A 14,618-nucleotide genomic window follows, 5' to 3' on the forward strand; every position below is an offset into this window, starting at 1 on the left:
TTCTTCACTTTTTTAAAGTACTCTTCAAGCGTCAGATTATGCTCTTTTATGACTTTGGCAGCCTTTTTGCCGACATAGCGGAGATGCCAAGGTTCATATTCATATTTCGTGATGCTTTCCTTCCCTTTAGGATAACGGATGATATAACCGTATTTATAGGCGTTTTCATCCACCCATTTGCCGTCTTTTGTGTTGATGAAATCTTGAGAGAGGGCATAGCCCATGCTCTTTGAGGAAATATCCATCGCAAGCCCGGTTTGGTGTTCGCTCTCTCCCGGATACGCCACGGCTTCTTTCGCCTTCTTCTCGCCCTTTAAGCTCACTTCGTTGTCATAGATCGTTTTTTGTCTGTCGTATGACCTGTATCCGGAAACGGCCGCAAGCTCATAGCCTTGTTTTTTTGCAGCGTTAAACAAATCTTCCAGCGCATCTGCCGCTTCTTTCCTAATATAGCGTTTTTCGATATCCTCCTTAAAGGAGAACTGAACGTTCGGCACCGTTAAATCCGCAGGTTTGTAATCTCCCGGGAGCGCGTATTCTTTATTGACAAGCGCCAGTATGTTTTCCGGATTTTGAATGGTCGGCAGACCGTTGACTTCTTTGAGTTGATTGAAATATTTGCTTTCAAGCACAAATTCCTGATCGCTGAGATCGCTTTTCGGGCTGTCCGTCTTTTGCTCTTTGTTCACGTTAGATACGTTTTTCGTATTCGTTGTATCCGGCTGCTTCTGTTCTGTCATCGAGCATCCTGTGCCCAGCAAAACCGCTGCGCTTAATAGAGATGCAATCGATGCGTATTTGTACTTTCTGTTCATTTCATATCCTTCCTTTTTCTCGCTGAAAATTATAAGGCGGTGTCCAATGCAAGCAGAATCATGTCATTAAATGTCGTCTGCCTTTCTTCAGCCGTCGTTTCTTCTCCTGTAATGACATGGTCGCTGACCGTTAAAATCGACAGGGCTTTCCGGCCGAATTTTGCCGCCAATGTGTAAAGCGCCGTCGTTTCCATTTCGACCGCCAGCACCCCGTGTCTGGCAAGCTTTTCGATTTGGCTGTCCTCATTATAAAATTGATCAGCCGTAAAAACGCTTCCCGCCGTCACCGGAATGTTCCGTTTTGTCGCAGCATCATAGGCCGCTTTTAAAAGTCCGAAATCAGCGCACGGAGCAAAGTCGATTTGTCCGAACGCCACCCTGTTGATTTGCGAATCAGTGGAAGAAGTCATCGCAAGGATCACGTCTCTTACATTGACATCTTTTCTGATTGCGCCGCATGATCCGACGCGAATTAAGTTTTTCACATCATAGCTGTTGATCAATTCATTTACATAAATCGAGATGGACGGAACACCCATGCCCGTTCCCTGTACGGAAACGCGCTTTCCTTTATAAGTTCCCGTAAAGCCGTACATGCCGCGCACTTCATTGTAGCACTCGACATTCTCTAAGTATGTATCTGCAATGTATTTTGCACGAAGCGGATCTCCGGGCAGCAGCACCGTTTCCGCGATTTGCCCTTTTTCCGCGCCAATATGTACGCTCATGATTATTCCTCCTGCCTTTTAAAGCTGACTGATAACTTATGGTGGAGCATCTGCTCGCATTATGTATTATAAACCAATACAACGGAAAAAGAAAATAAAGGCATGTGTCATGCTCTCTCCAATAACTGTCATGTTTAAAAAAGACAAGCATATCTTAAACAAGAATCATTCCGATTAAATTAAAGGGTGGGGAAAACCATGTTTCGTACAATCAACGGTTATATCATCGATTTTACCGGGATACTGGCAATCGGGGTATTCGTATGTCTTGCGGCAATCGGAGAATCGCTGGCGGAGAACCTTCCTTTTGAAGTGCCTTCGTCCATCGTGCAGCTGAACACGATCTTTATCAGCGTTTTAATTGAGGCGCTTCCTTTTGTTTTAATCGGGGTATTCATTGCCGGCTTTATTCAGATTTTTGTAACGGAAGACCACCTACGCGCCCTTATGCCGAAAAACAGGTTTTCAGCCGTCTTTGTCAGCTGTTTGTTAGGGGCGTGCTTTCCGGCTTGTGAATGCGGCATCGTACCGATCGTCCGGAGGCTTGTCGCCAAAGGCGTACCGATTTATGCCGGGGTCGGCTTTCTGTTGACAGGGCCGCTGATCAATCCGATCGTTATTTTATCGACCTATATGGCGTTTGGCAATGATGTACGAATGGCGGTCTTAAGAGTTGCCGCCGGTTTCGCCGCTGCGGTCTTGATCGCTCTTGTCATCAGTCTGATATTTCGATCCAGCCAGTTAAAGGAGAAAAGCAGCAAAGATGATCATGAACATGCCCTTCATCCCTCTCCTTTTTTGGAACGGCTTTATCATGTGCTGACACATGCGATTGACGAATTTTTTGATATGGGCAGATATTTGGTTGCCGGTGCTCTAGTCGCCGCTCTCGTTCAAACGTATCTGCCTTTAAAATCGCTGTTCATACACGGAGGCGGGGTGCTTGATGCGAGCCTCATCATGATGGCGCTGGCATACTTTTTGTCTCTCTGTTCGGAAGCTGACGCCTTTATCGGCGCATCTTTCAGGAGCCTGTTCCCCGAAACGGCCATCCTCGGGTTTTTGGTATACGGACCGATGCTTGATTTAAAAAACACGATCATGATGCTCAGCGTATTTAAACCAAAATTTGTATTGTGCTTAGCGGCGCTGATCACCCTGATTGTCTATATTTGTGTGAAGATCGCTGTCTTTTTATAGAAAAAGGGGGGGTTTGACATGGTTTTTCAAGCGCAGCAATTTTTGCGCGCCGTCATTTTGGCGGCCTTTTCAGGATATATTTTTAAAATCCATCATACAGGAGAGATCAGAAGGTTCATCAATCCGAAATACGAATATATGAGCCTGATTGCAGCCGGTGTATTTACTTTGCTGTTTCTCTTTCAACTGACACGGGTTTGGACGGTTCACAAGGAAAAGTGCGGGCTGTCCTCATGCGGGCATGACCACGGCAGATCGAAGCCTTTTTTGGTCAAAATGGTTCACTTCGGAGTGATTTCCCTGCCGCTCATCACCGGTTTTGCGTTTGCTCCTGCAGTTTTGAACTCATCTGTCGCAGCAAATAAAGGAACGATGCTCGCCAAAACAGATGCCTCAAACAGCGGGCATGTGACAACGCCCGGAATCGAAAAAGGCCTGGAGGAATCCGCCATTTCACAAACGGCATATGACCGGAAAATGACCAGGTTCAAGCACTCGAATCCGCTTGTGATGAAAGGCGATATGTTCGCCGAATATTACGGCGACATCAGTGAAAACCTTGATGATTACGAGGGAAAAGAGATCATCATCCAAGGCTTTGTCCATAAAGAAGGCTCCTTGAAAAAACAGCAGATCGTCTTATCCCGCTTTCTGATTACCCACTGTATCGCTGATGCAAGCCTGATCGGCTTTCTTGCCGAATGGGACGGAGCGCATCTTGCAGCACCGGATACATGGCTTGAAATAAAAGGAACGATCGGCAAGGCTTCGTTTAAAGGAAGCACCGTCCCGGTCATCAAGGTTCAAACACAGACCGCCATAAAAGAACCGGCACATCCGTACGTATATCCCGCGACAATTCAGATGACAGAATAACCCGGGATAAAACCGGCGCTGTTTAGTCATCCTATTGGTTAGGAAGGAGGTAATCGAGCAATGGGCAAAAAACAGCGCAACAGAGTAACCGGCCAGAAAAAAAACAACCACATCCCGACCAAGGATGTGATTGCAGCGGAGGAAGCGCACGAAAAAGACTTCAGCGCCAGAAAGCGAAAAAATACTACGTAAAAAAACTGCGGTTAACGCTTCCGCAGTTTTTGCTTTTTCAGGATGATTGCAGCAGAATGCGGTTGATTTTGCTCCAACCCGTTGGCAGCAGTTTATAATAGGTTTTTCCCTTTCTTCCCTCATCAATTAAAACGATATCGCCCGTTGCGAGAAACCTTGCCTTATAATCGTTCGGCACCGTGTCATATACATTAAAGGTCGAAAACGTACGCTCCAATACATCCTCATGGGTTCTGCCGTTTATTTCAGTCCTGTACACCATCTCATATCCCTTCTCTTCACCAAAGCGGGGTGTCTGAAAAATCGTCACATCGTAAGCTGTCAGCTTCTTTTTAAACAGTTGGAAATTTAACGGCAACACGATCCCTCCCTTTTTTTATTATATTGGCGTTTCGCTTTTCGATCCCTTTGACTACTTTTGTCGAACGAGCGGGAAGTTTTCGGCAATTTTCCCGAAGATGACAAACAGCGCAAAACCGAGGGAAACCCCGCCTATTACATCGGTTGTATAGTGGACGCCGAGATACATGCGGCTGAATCCGACCAGTGCGATCAGCACCCCTGTCCACACCATGACAGACGTCCGTCGCTTTTTGAAAAACGGCACATGCGTCAACAGGAGATAGGCGATGAATGGATACATGGCCGCTGCATTCATTGAATGACCGCTCGGAAAGCTGAAGGATGTCTCGGAAATCAGCGGGCTGAGTGACGGGCGCTCTCTTGAAATCCAATCTTTCAAGCCTTCATTGGCCATTCTTTCCGCAAAAAATAAAAGATACACATACAATGAAGCCCCCGCTTTCTTATAAACGGCAAGAATGGCCGTCAAAAGCAAAAGCAGGGGCAGGATGATCTTGCCTGATCCCAAATGGGTCACCATGTTGAACAGCTGTGTAAGAAACGGCTGCCTGATGCTTTCGACAGCCTGAAGAATGTTGACATCGACTGATTGAACGGCAGGAAAGCGGATGATGACGGCCGCTATGATAAATAGAACAGCCGAGATGATTGCTTTGTACATAAAACAGCTGCTGCCTCCTTGACCATTTTGTTAACATTGTACATCGGGCCTTGGTCAGCGGGCAACAAAGAAAGACCGCAGCCTGCGAGGCTGCGGTCTTTTCGTCTTAATCCTCTATATACTCATCTATCATGCATTTTTCAAGCAAATAATCAAAAGTGATATCGGCAATTTCGAACAGTTCGTCCTCGCTCGGTATGTAGCCTCTTCTCGTCAGCTCAAGATAAAAAAAATCAGCGATTTCTTCTGTATCTATCATAAGCTCAATTTCTTTCACTTTGATCGCCTCCTTATTCTGATGTATGAGCTGTCTTCCGGTTTTATAACCGGTTTGTCATAATGTTTGTCCCCTGTCATATACATGTTGTAACAAAAACAAAGCCAAGAGGGGGAAAGAAAAATGATACGGAAAGCCGTTGAAGCGCTTGACGGAGAGCATTTTGATCAAATCCTGGGGAAAGTCTTGCGCGTAATGTCCGGATTGATTTTGTTCGGCTGTTTTCCTTATTTTTTATTTTTGGTGTTTTTTAGCTGAAATATTCCTTCAGGCTTCCCAACACAAAATCCATCATATCTTTATATTCCTCATCCTGAAACATTTCATACAATACTTTATAGTCGTTGTAGATATCGAGCAGCTCATCCACTACAACAGAGGCTATTTTCCGCTCTTTTTCCTGCTCCTCGCTATCGCCCGCAAAAGGCAGGAACACCTTTTCTGTCAGCGGTTCATCGAGTTCCTGTCCCACTTCCCCCACATAATGGACAAAAAGAAGCTGATGAACAAACTGATCCATTTCGTATGTTCTGAGAACAAGGGTCAAATCCTCTTCCTCCGTCTCAAGCCATTCGCCGTCTTTCAGACGGATCAGTTCATATATAATGTCTTCCCAGCCGTCCTCTACATATCTCCATATTTCGGTTCTGTGGCCGGTGATCTTAAACAATTCTTTGCCGTAGTTTTTCACATACACGACATCCCCGATTAAAAATTCATATTCGATATCAAGCTTTTCCGTCTCGACGATGACTCCGTCGTAGTCTTTATAAAGCTGTAAAGAAGTCTCAAAATAAAGAACTTCATTATGATTAACTTCATACAGAAAGTGTTTGTCGATTTTATGAACCTTTGTAATCGTGCCGACGGTACCGTACATAACCACCACTACAACATCCCCGATTTTATATTTAGGCGCGTTTGACTTCATGCTGATTCCCCCCTGCCTGAAAGCTTCCGTCTTACGCTTATCGTATGCGCCAGGCTGTCAATTCGCATGGGCAGGGATACAGAGCGGCGACGAGTTTTCCAAAAAGCCCTCGCGGCGGCCTGAAACGACAAAAATGCCGCATGACTCTTGTCTGCGGCATTTTTATTGCTTTGTTTCCGTTATATATTTTTCCCAAGCTTCATCAAAGATCGTCATTGATGATAAATAATCCGCATTGAGCTCAAGATACGAACTGATTTCATCGTACCGATTTGATGTCTTGGGAAACCCGTGATCAAGGTAGGCGTGATTGGCGAAATCGCTGATATCGTCTTTCGGCTTTGGATGGCGGTATTTCATTAAATAATGGTAAAAAGATTTCACGGTTTCCCCTCCTGTCTCTTCTGTTGTTGTTCTATTATACAGCTCAAATGAAAAAATACAAACGATAAACCGTTCTCCGATATGTAAAAACCGGCTCAGAAAGCCGGCTTTACGAAGAAAAATCAAAGTAGTTCCGCTTTAAAATGCGCTCGGTTTTCATAAGCCCTTCAAACGACACCGTTGAAGGCAAAGTTTTTGTATCGATGAGAAACAGCTGGTTTTCGATATCTTTTATAATATCATCTTCCTGATACACCATCCCGCAGCTTTGGCATTTGACCGCGGGCGTCTCCGTAATTTCAACCGCTTTAGTTCCGTCAGGAAGTTCCCAGTAAACGGTCGTTTGACCATGTTCGGCCTTCGGTTCGCCGCACCAGTCGCAGCGCTTCATTGGGCATGCCCCTCAGCTTCCGCTTCTTTCTTTTGCTGGGCGAGAAATTTCTTTTCTTTTAATTCGTCCCGTTTCGCTCTGCGGCTTTTCAATGTTTCGTGGTCAGGCCTTTCCGCATAGCTTTCCCTTCTTTTTAAACGGTTCAATCCTTCAGGTGTATAGGAAAGGGTGCGATCCTCAAATATGGCGGAAATTCCGATGCGTTCTTTTTCCTTCAGCACTTCAGGATAAATTTCGCCGAAATATTCGTCCGCTCTTCCCGGCACATAGTTTTCAGGCTCCGGATATGAAGTAATGACCCCTTCAAAATTGCGGAGCACCACTTTATCAGGGCTTTGCGAAATGAGGTAGTTCGGCTGGATGGAGATCTTTCCGCCCCCGCCGGGTGCATCAATCACAAAGGTTGGAACGGCGTAGCCGCTCGTGTGTCCCCGCAGGCCTTCGATGATCTCAAGCCCTTTTGAGACCGGCGCCCTGAAGTGGCCGATTCCTTCAGACAAATCGCACTGATAAATATAATACGGACGGACCCTGATTTTCACCAGATCATGCATCAGTTTTTTCATAATGGAAACGCTGTCATTTATGCCCGCCAAAATAACGGCCTGGTTGCCGACCGGCACGCCGGAATTGACAAGCTTTTCGCATGCTTCCTTTGCTTCCTCCGTAATTTCGATGCTGGTATTAAAATGCGTATTCAGCCACACGGGATGATACTTTTTTAAAATGTCGCATAGCTTGTCGGTTATCCGCTGGGGAAACACGACAGGCGCCCGCGTCCCGATCCGGATAATTTCAACGTGCGGTATGGCGCGAAGGTTTTTCAAAATGTATTCCAGAATCTGATCGTTGATCAGCAGTCCGTCGCCGCCTGAAATGAGAACGTCCCTGACTTCAGGCGTGTCGCGGATATATCCGATCGCCTGGTCAAGCTGCTTTTTTGGCACGCCCATTCCGATTTGGCCCGAAAACCGCCGCCTTGTACAGTATCTGCAATACATCGAGCATTGATTTGTGACGAGAAACAGGACACGGTCGGGGTAGCGGTGGGTTAAACCGGGGACTGGCGAATCTTCGTCCTCCTCAAGGGGATCTTCAAGGTCATATTTTGTTTTATGCATTTCTTCGGAAAGCGGAACGGACTGCATCCTGATCGGACAGCGGGGGTCATCCGGATTCATGAGCGAGGCGTAATAAGGCGTAATGTTTAAGGGAATCGTTTTCGTGGACAGCCGCACCCCCTCCTCTTCTTCTTTTGTCAGGTTGACGACTTTTTTTAAATTGTCGAGGGTTCTGACCGTATTTGTCAGCTGCCATATCCAATCATTCCACTTTTCCTCCGGCACATCCTTCCAAAGTTCAATCTCCTTCCAGTGCCTTTTCGGCTTGAACAGACCGTTTGTCATCTTTCATCCCCCTATCAGCATTTTCCCTTTTACTTTCCAAGTTATGTGAGCGGCAGGGAAAGTGACTCTTCATTTTGAAAAACAATCCCGGCCGAATCTGAGCTTTCCGCCCGGATTTGTCATTTCAGGCGGACGGCTTAAATTTTTGCACCAGATGTTCATGTTCTCCAAGCTTTTATAAATGAAGCAATTGTTCGCCAGCCGGCCTCTGTATCGGTAGGATAAATGGCAAAGCGTGGCGTTCATACCCAAAGAAGCGGCTCTTGCAATCGAAAAAACATAAAAGACGCCCGCCTGCTTCAATTCGGCTTCAAGCGCTGTAATCAGGCGCTTTGTCAAAGAAAAACCGCGGTGTGAAGGAAGAACGGCACAGTCAGTCATTTCCGCATTCCTGAGCGTTTGGTTGACGTCAGCACAGGCCGCTGCGACAAGCTTCGTCTGATCAAAGGCGAGGTAGTATACGGCTCCTTGCGCCATCGTCTTTTTGACATATGCAGGGTCTGTAACCGGCGCCGGATAGACGGGGAATACGTCTTGATAAAGCTTTGCCAAAAGGGGTGCATCGCCGCTTTCGGCAGGCCGGATGAAAAACGGCGTCTGCTCTTTTTCCTGCGGAGCCGGGGAAAGAAACAGCTTCCTGAGCATATCATCCTGAGCGAGCCAATCGGCTGTGTTTCGCCTGTTTTGATTCAAATATTGGACAAGCACGGCTGCATCATGGCCGTTATAATATCCGTCAATCTGTCCTTCCGGCTCAAACAAATGCTCCAGCAAACCGGCCGTGTCGTTTTTTTTCGCAAAAATGATGATTTTCTCAATATCATGTTCTGTTGCCGTCTCCATCATATCGAGGAAAAAAGAACAGACATCCCCCTCATAATTGATGATTCTGATTCTTTTATTGAAAAGATCGAGATCAAGCTCAAGCCGGCAGGTTTCATTTTCCCATTTTTTGATCATGCTTTTCCCTCCGAAACAGCCGGTCTATATTCTTTCGATGCCGCACCACTTCATAATAAAAAGACTGATAATCTTCGCCGCTTTGATAAGGGCGCCTTTTTCGATATATTCATTGGCTTGGTGAGCCAGTTTCGTTTCACCGGGGCCGAATACGATGACGGGGGTGTTCCCCGCATGCGACAATATGCCGCCGTCTGTCGCCCATGGGGACGCTTCGACGACGGGCTGTTCGCCGGTGATTGTTTCATAGGCTGATTTGAGCGTCTTGGCCAGTTCGTCATCCTCGGTCAAATCGTTTGGAAGCCACATTGCGCCAAACCATTCAAGTTCGGCCGGATAATGTTTAAACCATTCGTCTTGATATTCCAGATCCTTCAGCCAGCTCTCCAGTTCAGATTGAACATCTTCGGGGGATTCGTTCGGGGCGATGCCGCACCTTCCCTCTATCATTACGGTGTCGGCTACCGATGAAGGCCATGTGCCTCCTTTGATCGTTCCGATGTTGATCGGAACCGGAATCGGAATATTTTCATATAATGGATCTGTTATTCTTTTATTCCTCACCTTTTCAAGCTGGCGGATGGATTCGATGACAATCATGCTCTTTTCGATTGCGCTGACCCCTTCATACCTTGTACCTCCGTGTGCTGAAAGCCCCTTTACCGCGATTCTGAACCACATCGATCCCTGCTGTTTGATAAACAATTTCATGTTCGTCGGCTCCGGAATCAGCGCACCGTCCGCGCGATAGCCCCTCGTGACGGCGGCCAGCGTTCCCGCTCCTCCGCATTCTTCGTCAACGACGCTTTGGAAGATGAGGTCTCCCTTCAGCCTGATGCCGCACTTTTCGAGTGCTTCCATCGCCATTAACAGAGCGGTGGTCCCCCCTTTCATATCTGTTGTTCCTCTGCCGTAGATCCTTCCTTGTTTGACAACAGGCTGAAACGGCTCGGTATCCCAATCCTTCTTGCTTCCTTCAGGCACAACATCGATGTGGCCGTTTAAAATGAGAGATTTTCCGCCTCCTGTGCCCCGTTTTCTGGCCGCGATGTTCGGGCTTTCTTTAAAGCTCGTTCTGTCGGACTTAAAAAGCGGATGCTGGCGCAACTGCTTAATGCTCGGTTCCCAGACGTCGATTTCGGCGTCAAACTGCCTCAGTTTTTCCAAAACGACCGCTTGCGCGTGAAATTCCTGCCCCATCGTGCTTTTTTCCCCGACGAGCTTTTTTAACAGACGAACCGCTTTGATTTCATGCGTATCAATCCAGTCGCACACTTTTTTCTCTATGTTCTCCATCCAATTCCTCCTCCCTGCGAAAACGGCAGATCGGTCTGGACGCGTCCATCCGTCAGCCGCAGCACGTCATCAAGAGACGCTTCATTCATCAGTTCCTTCAATACAAAGTGATTGTTTTCAATCGCAAATACCGCTTTATCAGTGATCACCATGTCAACGCAAGCCTTCGCCGTGAGCGGAAGGGTGCAGGCTTCGAGAAGCTTGGGCTCCCCGTTTTTATCCGTATGGCTCATGACGACGATCACTTTTTTTGCTTTTTGCGCAAGCTCCATCGCCCCTCCCATCCCCGGAACTTTTTTTCCCGGCACAATCCAGTTGGCAAGATCTCCGGATTGGCTGACCTGAAGGGAGCCAAGGATCGTCAAATCAATACAGCCCTTTCTGATCATTCCGAACGACACGGCGGAGTCAAAATAAGAGGCGCCTTTTACGACAGTGACCGGGTAGCCCGCCGCATTGCAAAGATTCTCATCCTCCATCCCTTTTTCAGGTGTCTCTCCGATGCCGAGCACACCGTTTTCGGATTGAATCATGACGGAAATCCCCGGACGCAGGAAGTTCGGGACGAGCGACGGGATGCCGATTCCCAAGTTGACGATCATTCCGTTTTTCACTTCTTGAGCCGCTCTTCTAGCGATCTCTTCCCTCTCTAATGCTCCCAAACCCATTTCCACATCACCCCCTTTGATTCGGCCACCCCATCGACGAAAATGCCGGGTGTCACGATTTCCTCTTCATGCAGTCCGCCTGCCGGGACGATTTGTTCAACCTCTGCATACGTTTTGTCTGCAGCCATCGCCATGAGCGGATTCATGTTGCGGGCTGTTTTGTCATAGGTGAGGTTGCCGAATTCATCAGCCGTTTTTCCGTAAATAAAGGCAATTTCCGCAGTCAGCGCTGTTTCTGCGATGAGCGTGCGGCCGTTTAGGGAGACGGTTTTCTTTTCTTCCAGCACCATCTCATTGTCGATTCCGACGTCTGTTAAAATGCCGCCAAGTCCGACGCCGCCCGCACGGATCCGTTCGGCCAGCGTTCCCTGAGGCGAAAATTTGACTTCGAGAAGGCCGTCGGTCATTTGTTTGCCGGCGACGGGGTTGGAGCCGATATGGGAGGCGATCAGCGTTTTGACGCGGTTGTTGACGATCAGAGGTCCGATGCCGATCCCGGGAAATCCTGCATCGTTACAAATTACGGTTAAGTTTTTTACGCCTTTTTCCAAAATCGCCCTGATGAGCGACGGCGGTGAGCCGACGCCGCCAAACCCTCCAAACATCAGGGTCGATCCATCCTTTACATCTGCTACCGCATCCTCGATTGACATCCGTTTATTCAAAAGGGCCATCTGCCTGTATCCCCTTTTCTACTTGTTTTTCAACTTCATGGACAGACTCTCTGAATATGTGAACGAGCTCCTCCATCTCCGCTTCTGATACCGTAAGCGGCGGCGCGACGATGACGGCGTCGCCTCCCCCTCCGTCGATGCCGGCTTGCGCCGGGTACAGGAGGAGTCCCCTCTTTTTCGCTTCCGCAATGATCCGCCCTGATACCGATAAGGAGTCGGGAAACGTCTTTTTGCTTTTTTGATCGGAGACGAACTCGACGCCCAAGAGCAGCCCTTTGCCGCGGATTTCGCCGATGATACCGGTTTGTTCCATAACGCTTATTAATTTCTCCTTCAGCATATCACCCTTTACCGCGGCTTTTCGGGGGAGATCGTTCTTGATGATATAGCGGAGAACCGCAAGTGCCGCAGCGGCTGAAAAAGGATTGGCGCTGTAGGTATGTCCGCTCATGATGACTCCTGATCCATTTTTGATCGTCTCCATCATGTCATCGGTTATAACGGCAGCAGCAATCGGAGAATAGCCTGCGCTCATTCCCTTGCCGAGAACGGCGATGTCCGGTGTGACGCCCCAATGTTCGATGGCAAGCATCCTTCCCGTCCTTCCCAAGCCGCTCATCACTTCATCCGCAATAAACAGAATATCGTTCGCTTCACAAATGTCCTTTATTTTTTTGTAATAGTCGCCGGGAGCCGTAATCGCGGCACCGGCCGCTCCGATCACAGGCTCCGCTACAAAGCCGGCGATAAACCGTTTGCCGATTCGTTTGATCGAAAGCTCCACTTCATTCGCGCATGCCGCACCGCAAGCTGAAGAATCAAGCTCATACGGACATCTGTAGCAGTTCGGTGCGGATGCGGCTGGGTATCTGTGAAGAAGATGGGTAAAACGGTAACGTCGCTCATAGAATCCCGACAGCGAAAGGGCTCCGTTCGTAATGCCGTGATAGCTGTTCCACCTGGAAAGAAACACCGTTTTATCGTGTTGTCCTTTCTCTTGCCAATATTGAACGGCAATCTTCATCGCGGTTTCCACCGCCTCAGACCCGCTGTTTACAAAAAAAGACCAATTCAAATCGCCCGGAAGCGCGTCTGCCAATAGCTCGGCAAGCTGTTCGGCCGGCTCGCTGGTAAACTGCGAACGATAGACAAAAGAAACTGCATCAAGCTGTTCTTTGAGCCGGGCGATAACCTCTGCTGCGCCATGGCCGAGATTGCAGGTAACGGCACCTGAGCAGCCATCGAGATATCGTTTTCCCGACTGGTCATAAATATAGCTTCCTTTTGCATGGTGAACGACCGGATAACTTCCGTGAAGATCCGGTTTAATCAAAAATGACATGCGGCATATCCCCCCTCCCAAGGAACAGGACTTTCTTTACATTGTATGAAACGGGAAATGGCCGCATTCTTTTTTCGAAAGCGTAAATGAAGACAGACATGCGGGCTGCATTTCGGATGCGAGAAACAGGCGACACACTGGCGCCTGCGGAAACCGAAACTTTCCGCGAGAAGCGGATGCCGGGAATCTACATGGGGATAAAAAAGAAACGGCAGACAAAAACGTTCCAGACCATCATTCCGGAAAGACCTCCTTTTACGTCCAAATCATGCTTCAATATGATTCTTCCTGTTGTGAAACTCACAACAGGTGCCCAAAACGCAGGATAAAAGCAATATCTTGTGCAGGTTGATGTTACATATTAAGGGGATATTTGACGATTCATTTTTGCAAAACAAAAACCTCCCGACGGATGGAAGGTTTTGTGAAGATGTTATAAACCGGTTTGATTCTATATTTTTTTAGTGGATAAAAGCAGCTCCGACGATAATCAGCAAAATAAAGAGTACGACGATTAATACGAACGTGCTTCTTCCGTAAAATCCATGGCCGTATCCATAGCCGCCGTAATCACAGCAATGATGGGGGTAATACACGGGACATTCATCCTTTCCTAAAAATTCGTTACACCCCAGCCTATGCGGGCCAAGTCACCATTGGTTTGTGCTTCTGCCTACATCGAGGAAAACAAATATTTAAAAATGGTTGTCAGACGATGCTCTCTCCGAAATCCGAGCTTTTCATAAAACCGTTTCGCCTGATCGCTTCCAGACGTGACCAGATAGCTCAGCTCCAGCCCTGACCGTTTCGATTCGGCAAGCATTTCATGGAGCAGTTCTGTTCCATAGCCTTTGCGCTGATACGGCTCTAAAATGGCGACTTCCTCGATTTTGGACACGTTTTCCCGGTAATCTGCGTAAAGCTCCGCACAGCCGATCGGCGTCCCATCGTCAGAGTAGCAGACAAACAGCTGAATAATGCCTTTTTCATAAAATGGATACTTGCGGCGCAGCTTCTCTTTGGCAAATGTCTCATTCACGCTCAGCGCATCATAGGTCTGCATCACATCACAGCCGTCCTGAAGCGATGTTGCCGTTCCCCATCTGATCCGGCCTGACGCGGAATTCCCCTGCCATTCCGCCAGGTCGATGCTGTAAAAAAGCTCCTCATCAAGAACATACCCGAGATCAAACAATGCTTTTTTCATAGAAAGCGGAACACTCTTGCCAAATGAACTTTTCACATGAATGTAATTTCGTTTTAAAATCCCCGGAACGCGAACGAGCAGCGAATATAAATCTTCCATCGGAAAATCGTCCCGCAGCTGTATAAAATGGTTGGCAAACATTTGCGGAATCTGATCATCTATAAAAACGTCATAAGACGCTTCGCTTTTTTTGCTGCATGTCAGCAGTAAATAGTTTTCTTCAGCTTGTGCAATTGATTTCATGACG

General features: G+C 47.7%; 20 protein-coding genes. 4 read left to right on the plus strand and 16 right to left on the minus strand.

Features of this window, described 5'->3' with window-relative positions; translation table 11 throughout:
- The coding region (locus V7126_RS05855) for a M15 family metallopeptidase (RefSeq protein WP_335497205.1) at positions 1 to 815 on the minus strand (815 nt) is incomplete at its 3' end.
- Positions 816 to 844: 29 nt separating this feature from the next.
- Positions 845 to 1,543, minus strand: coding sequence for a purine-nucleoside phosphorylase (deoD, locus tag V7126_RS05860; RefSeq protein ID WP_046129579.1), 699 nt, complete (start codon positions 1,541 to 1,543; stop codon positions 845 to 847).
- A gap of 198 nt (positions 1,544 to 1,741) precedes the next feature.
- Between deoD and V7126_RS05865 the strand changes: the two genes are divergently transcribed.
- From V7126_RS05865 to V7126_RS05875, 3 genes are read left to right on the plus strand one after another with little or no spacing between them, the layout of a single operon-like run.
- A complete protein-coding gene (locus tag V7126_RS05865) occupies positions 1,742 to 2,743 on the plus strand; it encodes a permease (RefSeq protein ID WP_335497207.1) in 1,002 nt (333 codons plus the stop codon).
- Between the two features lie 18 nt (positions 2,744 to 2,761).
- On the plus strand, positions 2,762 to 3,619 hold the full coding sequence (locus V7126_RS05870) for a TIGR03943 family putative permease subunit (RefSeq protein WP_335497210.1): 858 nt from the start codon (positions 2,762 to 2,764) through the stop codon (positions 3,617 to 3,619).
- A 60-nt stretch (positions 3,620 to 3,679) separates the two neighbouring features.
- The gene (locus tag V7126_RS05875; protein ID WP_096891842.1) at positions 3,680 to 3,811 is read left to right on the plus strand and encodes a hypothetical protein; all 132 of its coding nucleotides are present in this window, start codon (positions 3,680 to 3,682) and stop codon (positions 3,809 to 3,811) included.
- A gap of 37 nt (positions 3,812 to 3,848) precedes the next feature.
- Here the strand turns inward: V7126_RS05875 and V7126_RS05880 are convergent, their stop codons facing one another.
- From V7126_RS05880 to V7126_RS05890, 3 genes are all read right to left on the minus strand, one after another.
- A complete protein-coding gene (locus V7126_RS05880; RefSeq protein WP_046129582.1) occupies positions 3,849 to 4,169 on the minus strand; it encodes a YodL domain-containing protein in 321 nt (106 codons plus the stop codon).
- A 54-nt stretch (positions 4,170 to 4,223) separates the two neighbouring features.
- Positions 4,224 to 4,835 (minus strand): phosphatase PAP2 family protein, encoded by a 612-nt coding sequence (locus V7126_RS05885; protein ID WP_335497213.1) that lies wholly within the window; start codon positions 4,833 to 4,835, stop codon positions 4,224 to 4,226.
- A gap of 106 nt (positions 4,836 to 4,941) precedes the next feature.
- Positions 4,942 to 5,112 carry a YozD family protein gene (locus V7126_RS05890; RefSeq protein WP_082142419.1) on the minus strand — a complete coding sequence of 57 codons (171 nt, stop codon included), beginning with the start codon at positions 5,110 to 5,112 and terminating at the stop codon, positions 4,942 to 4,944.
- Between the two features lie 123 nt (positions 5,113 to 5,235).
- On the opposite strand from V7126_RS05890, the gene V7126_RS05895 reads away from it, so the two are divergent.
- On the plus strand, positions 5,236 to 5,370 hold the full coding sequence (locus tag V7126_RS05895) for a hypothetical protein (protein WP_046129584.1): 135 nt from the start codon (positions 5,236 to 5,238) through the stop codon (positions 5,368 to 5,370).
- Here V7126_RS05895 and V7126_RS05900 read toward each other — a convergent pair.
- The 11 genes from V7126_RS05900 to V7126_RS05950 form a co-directional block, all read right to left on the minus strand.
- Positions 5,363 to 6,043 carry a hypothetical protein gene (locus tag V7126_RS05900; RefSeq protein WP_046129585.1) on the minus strand — a complete coding sequence of 227 codons (681 nt, stop codon included), beginning with the start codon at positions 6,041 to 6,043 and terminating at the stop codon, positions 5,363 to 5,365. The two genes, V7126_RS05895 and V7126_RS05900, sit on opposite strands and share 8 nt — an antisense overlap.
- Positions 6,044 to 6,205: 162 nt before the next feature.
- Complete coding sequence (locus V7126_RS05905) at positions 6,206 to 6,427, minus strand: YozE family protein (protein ID WP_335497216.1); 222 nt, start codon at positions 6,425 to 6,427, stop codon at positions 6,206 to 6,208.
- 109 nt (positions 6,428 to 6,536) lie between these two features.
- Positions 6,537 to 6,818 (minus strand): YokU family protein, encoded by a 282-nt coding sequence (locus V7126_RS05910; protein ID WP_046129586.1) that lies wholly within the window; start codon positions 6,816 to 6,818, stop codon positions 6,537 to 6,539.
- Positions 6,815 to 8,224, minus strand: a complete 1,410-nt coding sequence (gene ablA, locus V7126_RS05915) for a lysine 2,3-aminomutase (RefSeq protein WP_335497220.1) — start codon at positions 8,222 to 8,224, stop codon at positions 6,815 to 6,817. Before ablA ends, V7126_RS05910 begins: the two co-directional genes overlap by 4 nt.
- Before the next feature lie 69 nt (positions 8,225 to 8,293).
- Entirely contained in the window at positions 8,294 to 9,184 is an 891-nt protein-coding gene (gene ablB / locus V7126_RS05920; RefSeq protein ID WP_335497223.1) for a putative beta-lysine N-acetyltransferase, read from the minus strand.
- A gap of 24 nt (positions 9,185 to 9,208) precedes the next feature.
- The gene (locus tag V7126_RS05925) at positions 9,209 to 10,480 is read right to left on the minus strand and encodes a peptidase (RefSeq protein WP_335497226.1); all 1,272 of its coding nucleotides are present in this window, start codon (positions 10,478 to 10,480) and stop codon (positions 9,209 to 9,211) included.
- The gene (locus V7126_RS05930) at positions 10,468 to 11,148 is read right to left on the minus strand and encodes a 3-oxoacid CoA-transferase subunit B (RefSeq protein ID WP_175075050.1); all 681 of its coding nucleotides are present in this window, start codon (positions 11,146 to 11,148) and stop codon (positions 10,468 to 10,470) included. The genes V7126_RS05925 and V7126_RS05930 overlap by 13 nt, the downstream gene beginning before the upstream one ends.
- Positions 11,130 to 11,822 carry a CoA transferase subunit A gene (locus V7126_RS05935; RefSeq protein ID WP_046129590.1) on the minus strand — a complete coding sequence of 231 codons (693 nt, stop codon included), beginning with the start codon at positions 11,820 to 11,822 and terminating at the stop codon, positions 11,130 to 11,132. The genes V7126_RS05930 and V7126_RS05935 overlap by 19 nt, the downstream gene beginning before the upstream one ends.
- Positions 11,806 to 13,164, minus strand: a complete 1,359-nt coding sequence (locus V7126_RS05940) for an aspartate aminotransferase family protein (protein ID WP_335497230.1) — start codon at positions 13,162 to 13,164, stop codon at positions 11,806 to 11,808. The genes V7126_RS05935 and V7126_RS05940 overlap by 17 nt, the downstream gene beginning before the upstream one ends.
- A 461-nt stretch (positions 13,165 to 13,625) precedes the next feature.
- The gene (locus tag V7126_RS05945; protein ID WP_046129593.1) at positions 13,626 to 13,760 is read right to left on the minus strand and encodes a YjcZ family sporulation protein; all 135 of its coding nucleotides are present in this window, start codon (positions 13,758 to 13,760) and stop codon (positions 13,626 to 13,628) included.
- Between the two features lie 77 nt (positions 13,761 to 13,837).
- Entirely contained in the window at positions 13,838 to 14,614 is a 777-nt protein-coding gene (locus V7126_RS05950) for a GNAT family N-acetyltransferase (RefSeq protein WP_046129639.1), read from the minus strand.
- Between the last annotated feature and the right edge of the window lie 4 nt (positions 14,615 to 14,618).

Source organism: Bacillus sp. JJ675 (assembly GCF_036963165.1).
In the GTDB taxonomy this organism is placed as follows: Bacteria; Bacillota; Bacilli; order Bacillales; family Bacillaceae; genus Bacillus; species Bacillus glycinifermentans.

Excerpts from the sequence above, each read along its gene's own strand:
- deoD (WP_046129579.1), bottom strand. The coding sequence starts at position 1,543 with ATGAGCGTACATATTGGCGCGGAAAAAGGGCAAATCGCGGAAACGGTG.
- V7126_RS05865 (WP_335497207.1), top strand. The coding sequence starts at position 1,742 with ATGTTTCGTACAATCAACGGTTATATCATCGATTTTACCGGGATACTG.
- V7126_RS05870 (WP_335497210.1), top strand. The coding sequence starts at position 2,762 with ATGGTTTTTCAAGCGCAGCAATTTTTGCGCGCCGTCATTTTGGCGGCC.
- V7126_RS05875 (WP_096891842.1), top strand. The coding sequence starts at position 3,680 with ATGGGCAAAAAACAGCGCAACAGAGTAACCGGCCAGAAAAAAAACAAC.
- V7126_RS05885 (WP_335497213.1), bottom strand. The coding sequence starts at position 4,835 with ATGTACAAAGCAATCATCTCGGCTGTTCTATTTATCATAGCGGCCGTC.
- V7126_RS05895 (WP_046129584.1), top strand. The coding sequence starts at position 5,236 with ATGATACGGAAAGCCGTTGAAGCGCTTGACGGAGAGCATTTTGATCAA.
- V7126_RS05900 (WP_046129585.1), bottom strand. The coding sequence starts at position 6,043 with ATGAAGTCAAACGCGCCTAAATATAAAATCGGGGATGTTGTAGTGGTG.
- V7126_RS05910 (WP_046129586.1), bottom strand. The coding sequence starts at position 6,818 with ATGAAGCGCTGCGACTGGTGCGGCGAACCGAAGGCCGAACATGGTCAA.
- ablA (WP_335497220.1), bottom strand. The coding sequence starts at position 8,224 with ATGACAAACGGTCTGTTCAAGCCGAAAAGGCACTGGAAGGAGATTGAA.
- ablB (WP_335497223.1), bottom strand. The coding sequence starts at position 9,184 with ATGATCAAAAAATGGGAAAATGAAACCTGCCGGCTTGAGCTTGATCTC.
- V7126_RS05925 (WP_335497226.1), bottom strand. The coding sequence starts at position 10,480 with ATGGAGAACATAGAGAAAAAAGTGTGCGACTGGATTGATACGCATGAA.
- V7126_RS05930 (WP_175075050.1), bottom strand. The coding sequence starts at position 11,148 with ATGGGTTTGGGAGCATTAGAGAGGGAAGAGATCGCTAGAAGAGCGGCT.
- V7126_RS05935 (WP_046129590.1), bottom strand. The coding sequence starts at position 11,822 with ATGGCCCTTTTGAATAAACGGATGTCAATCGAGGATGCGGTAGCAGAT.
- V7126_RS05940 (WP_335497230.1), bottom strand. The coding sequence starts at position 13,164 with ATGTCATTTTTGATTAAACCGGATCTTCACGGAAGTTATCCGGTCGTT.
- V7126_RS05950 (WP_046129639.1), bottom strand. The coding sequence starts at position 14,614 with ATGAAATCAATTGCACAAGCTGAAGAAAACTATTTACTGCTGACATGC.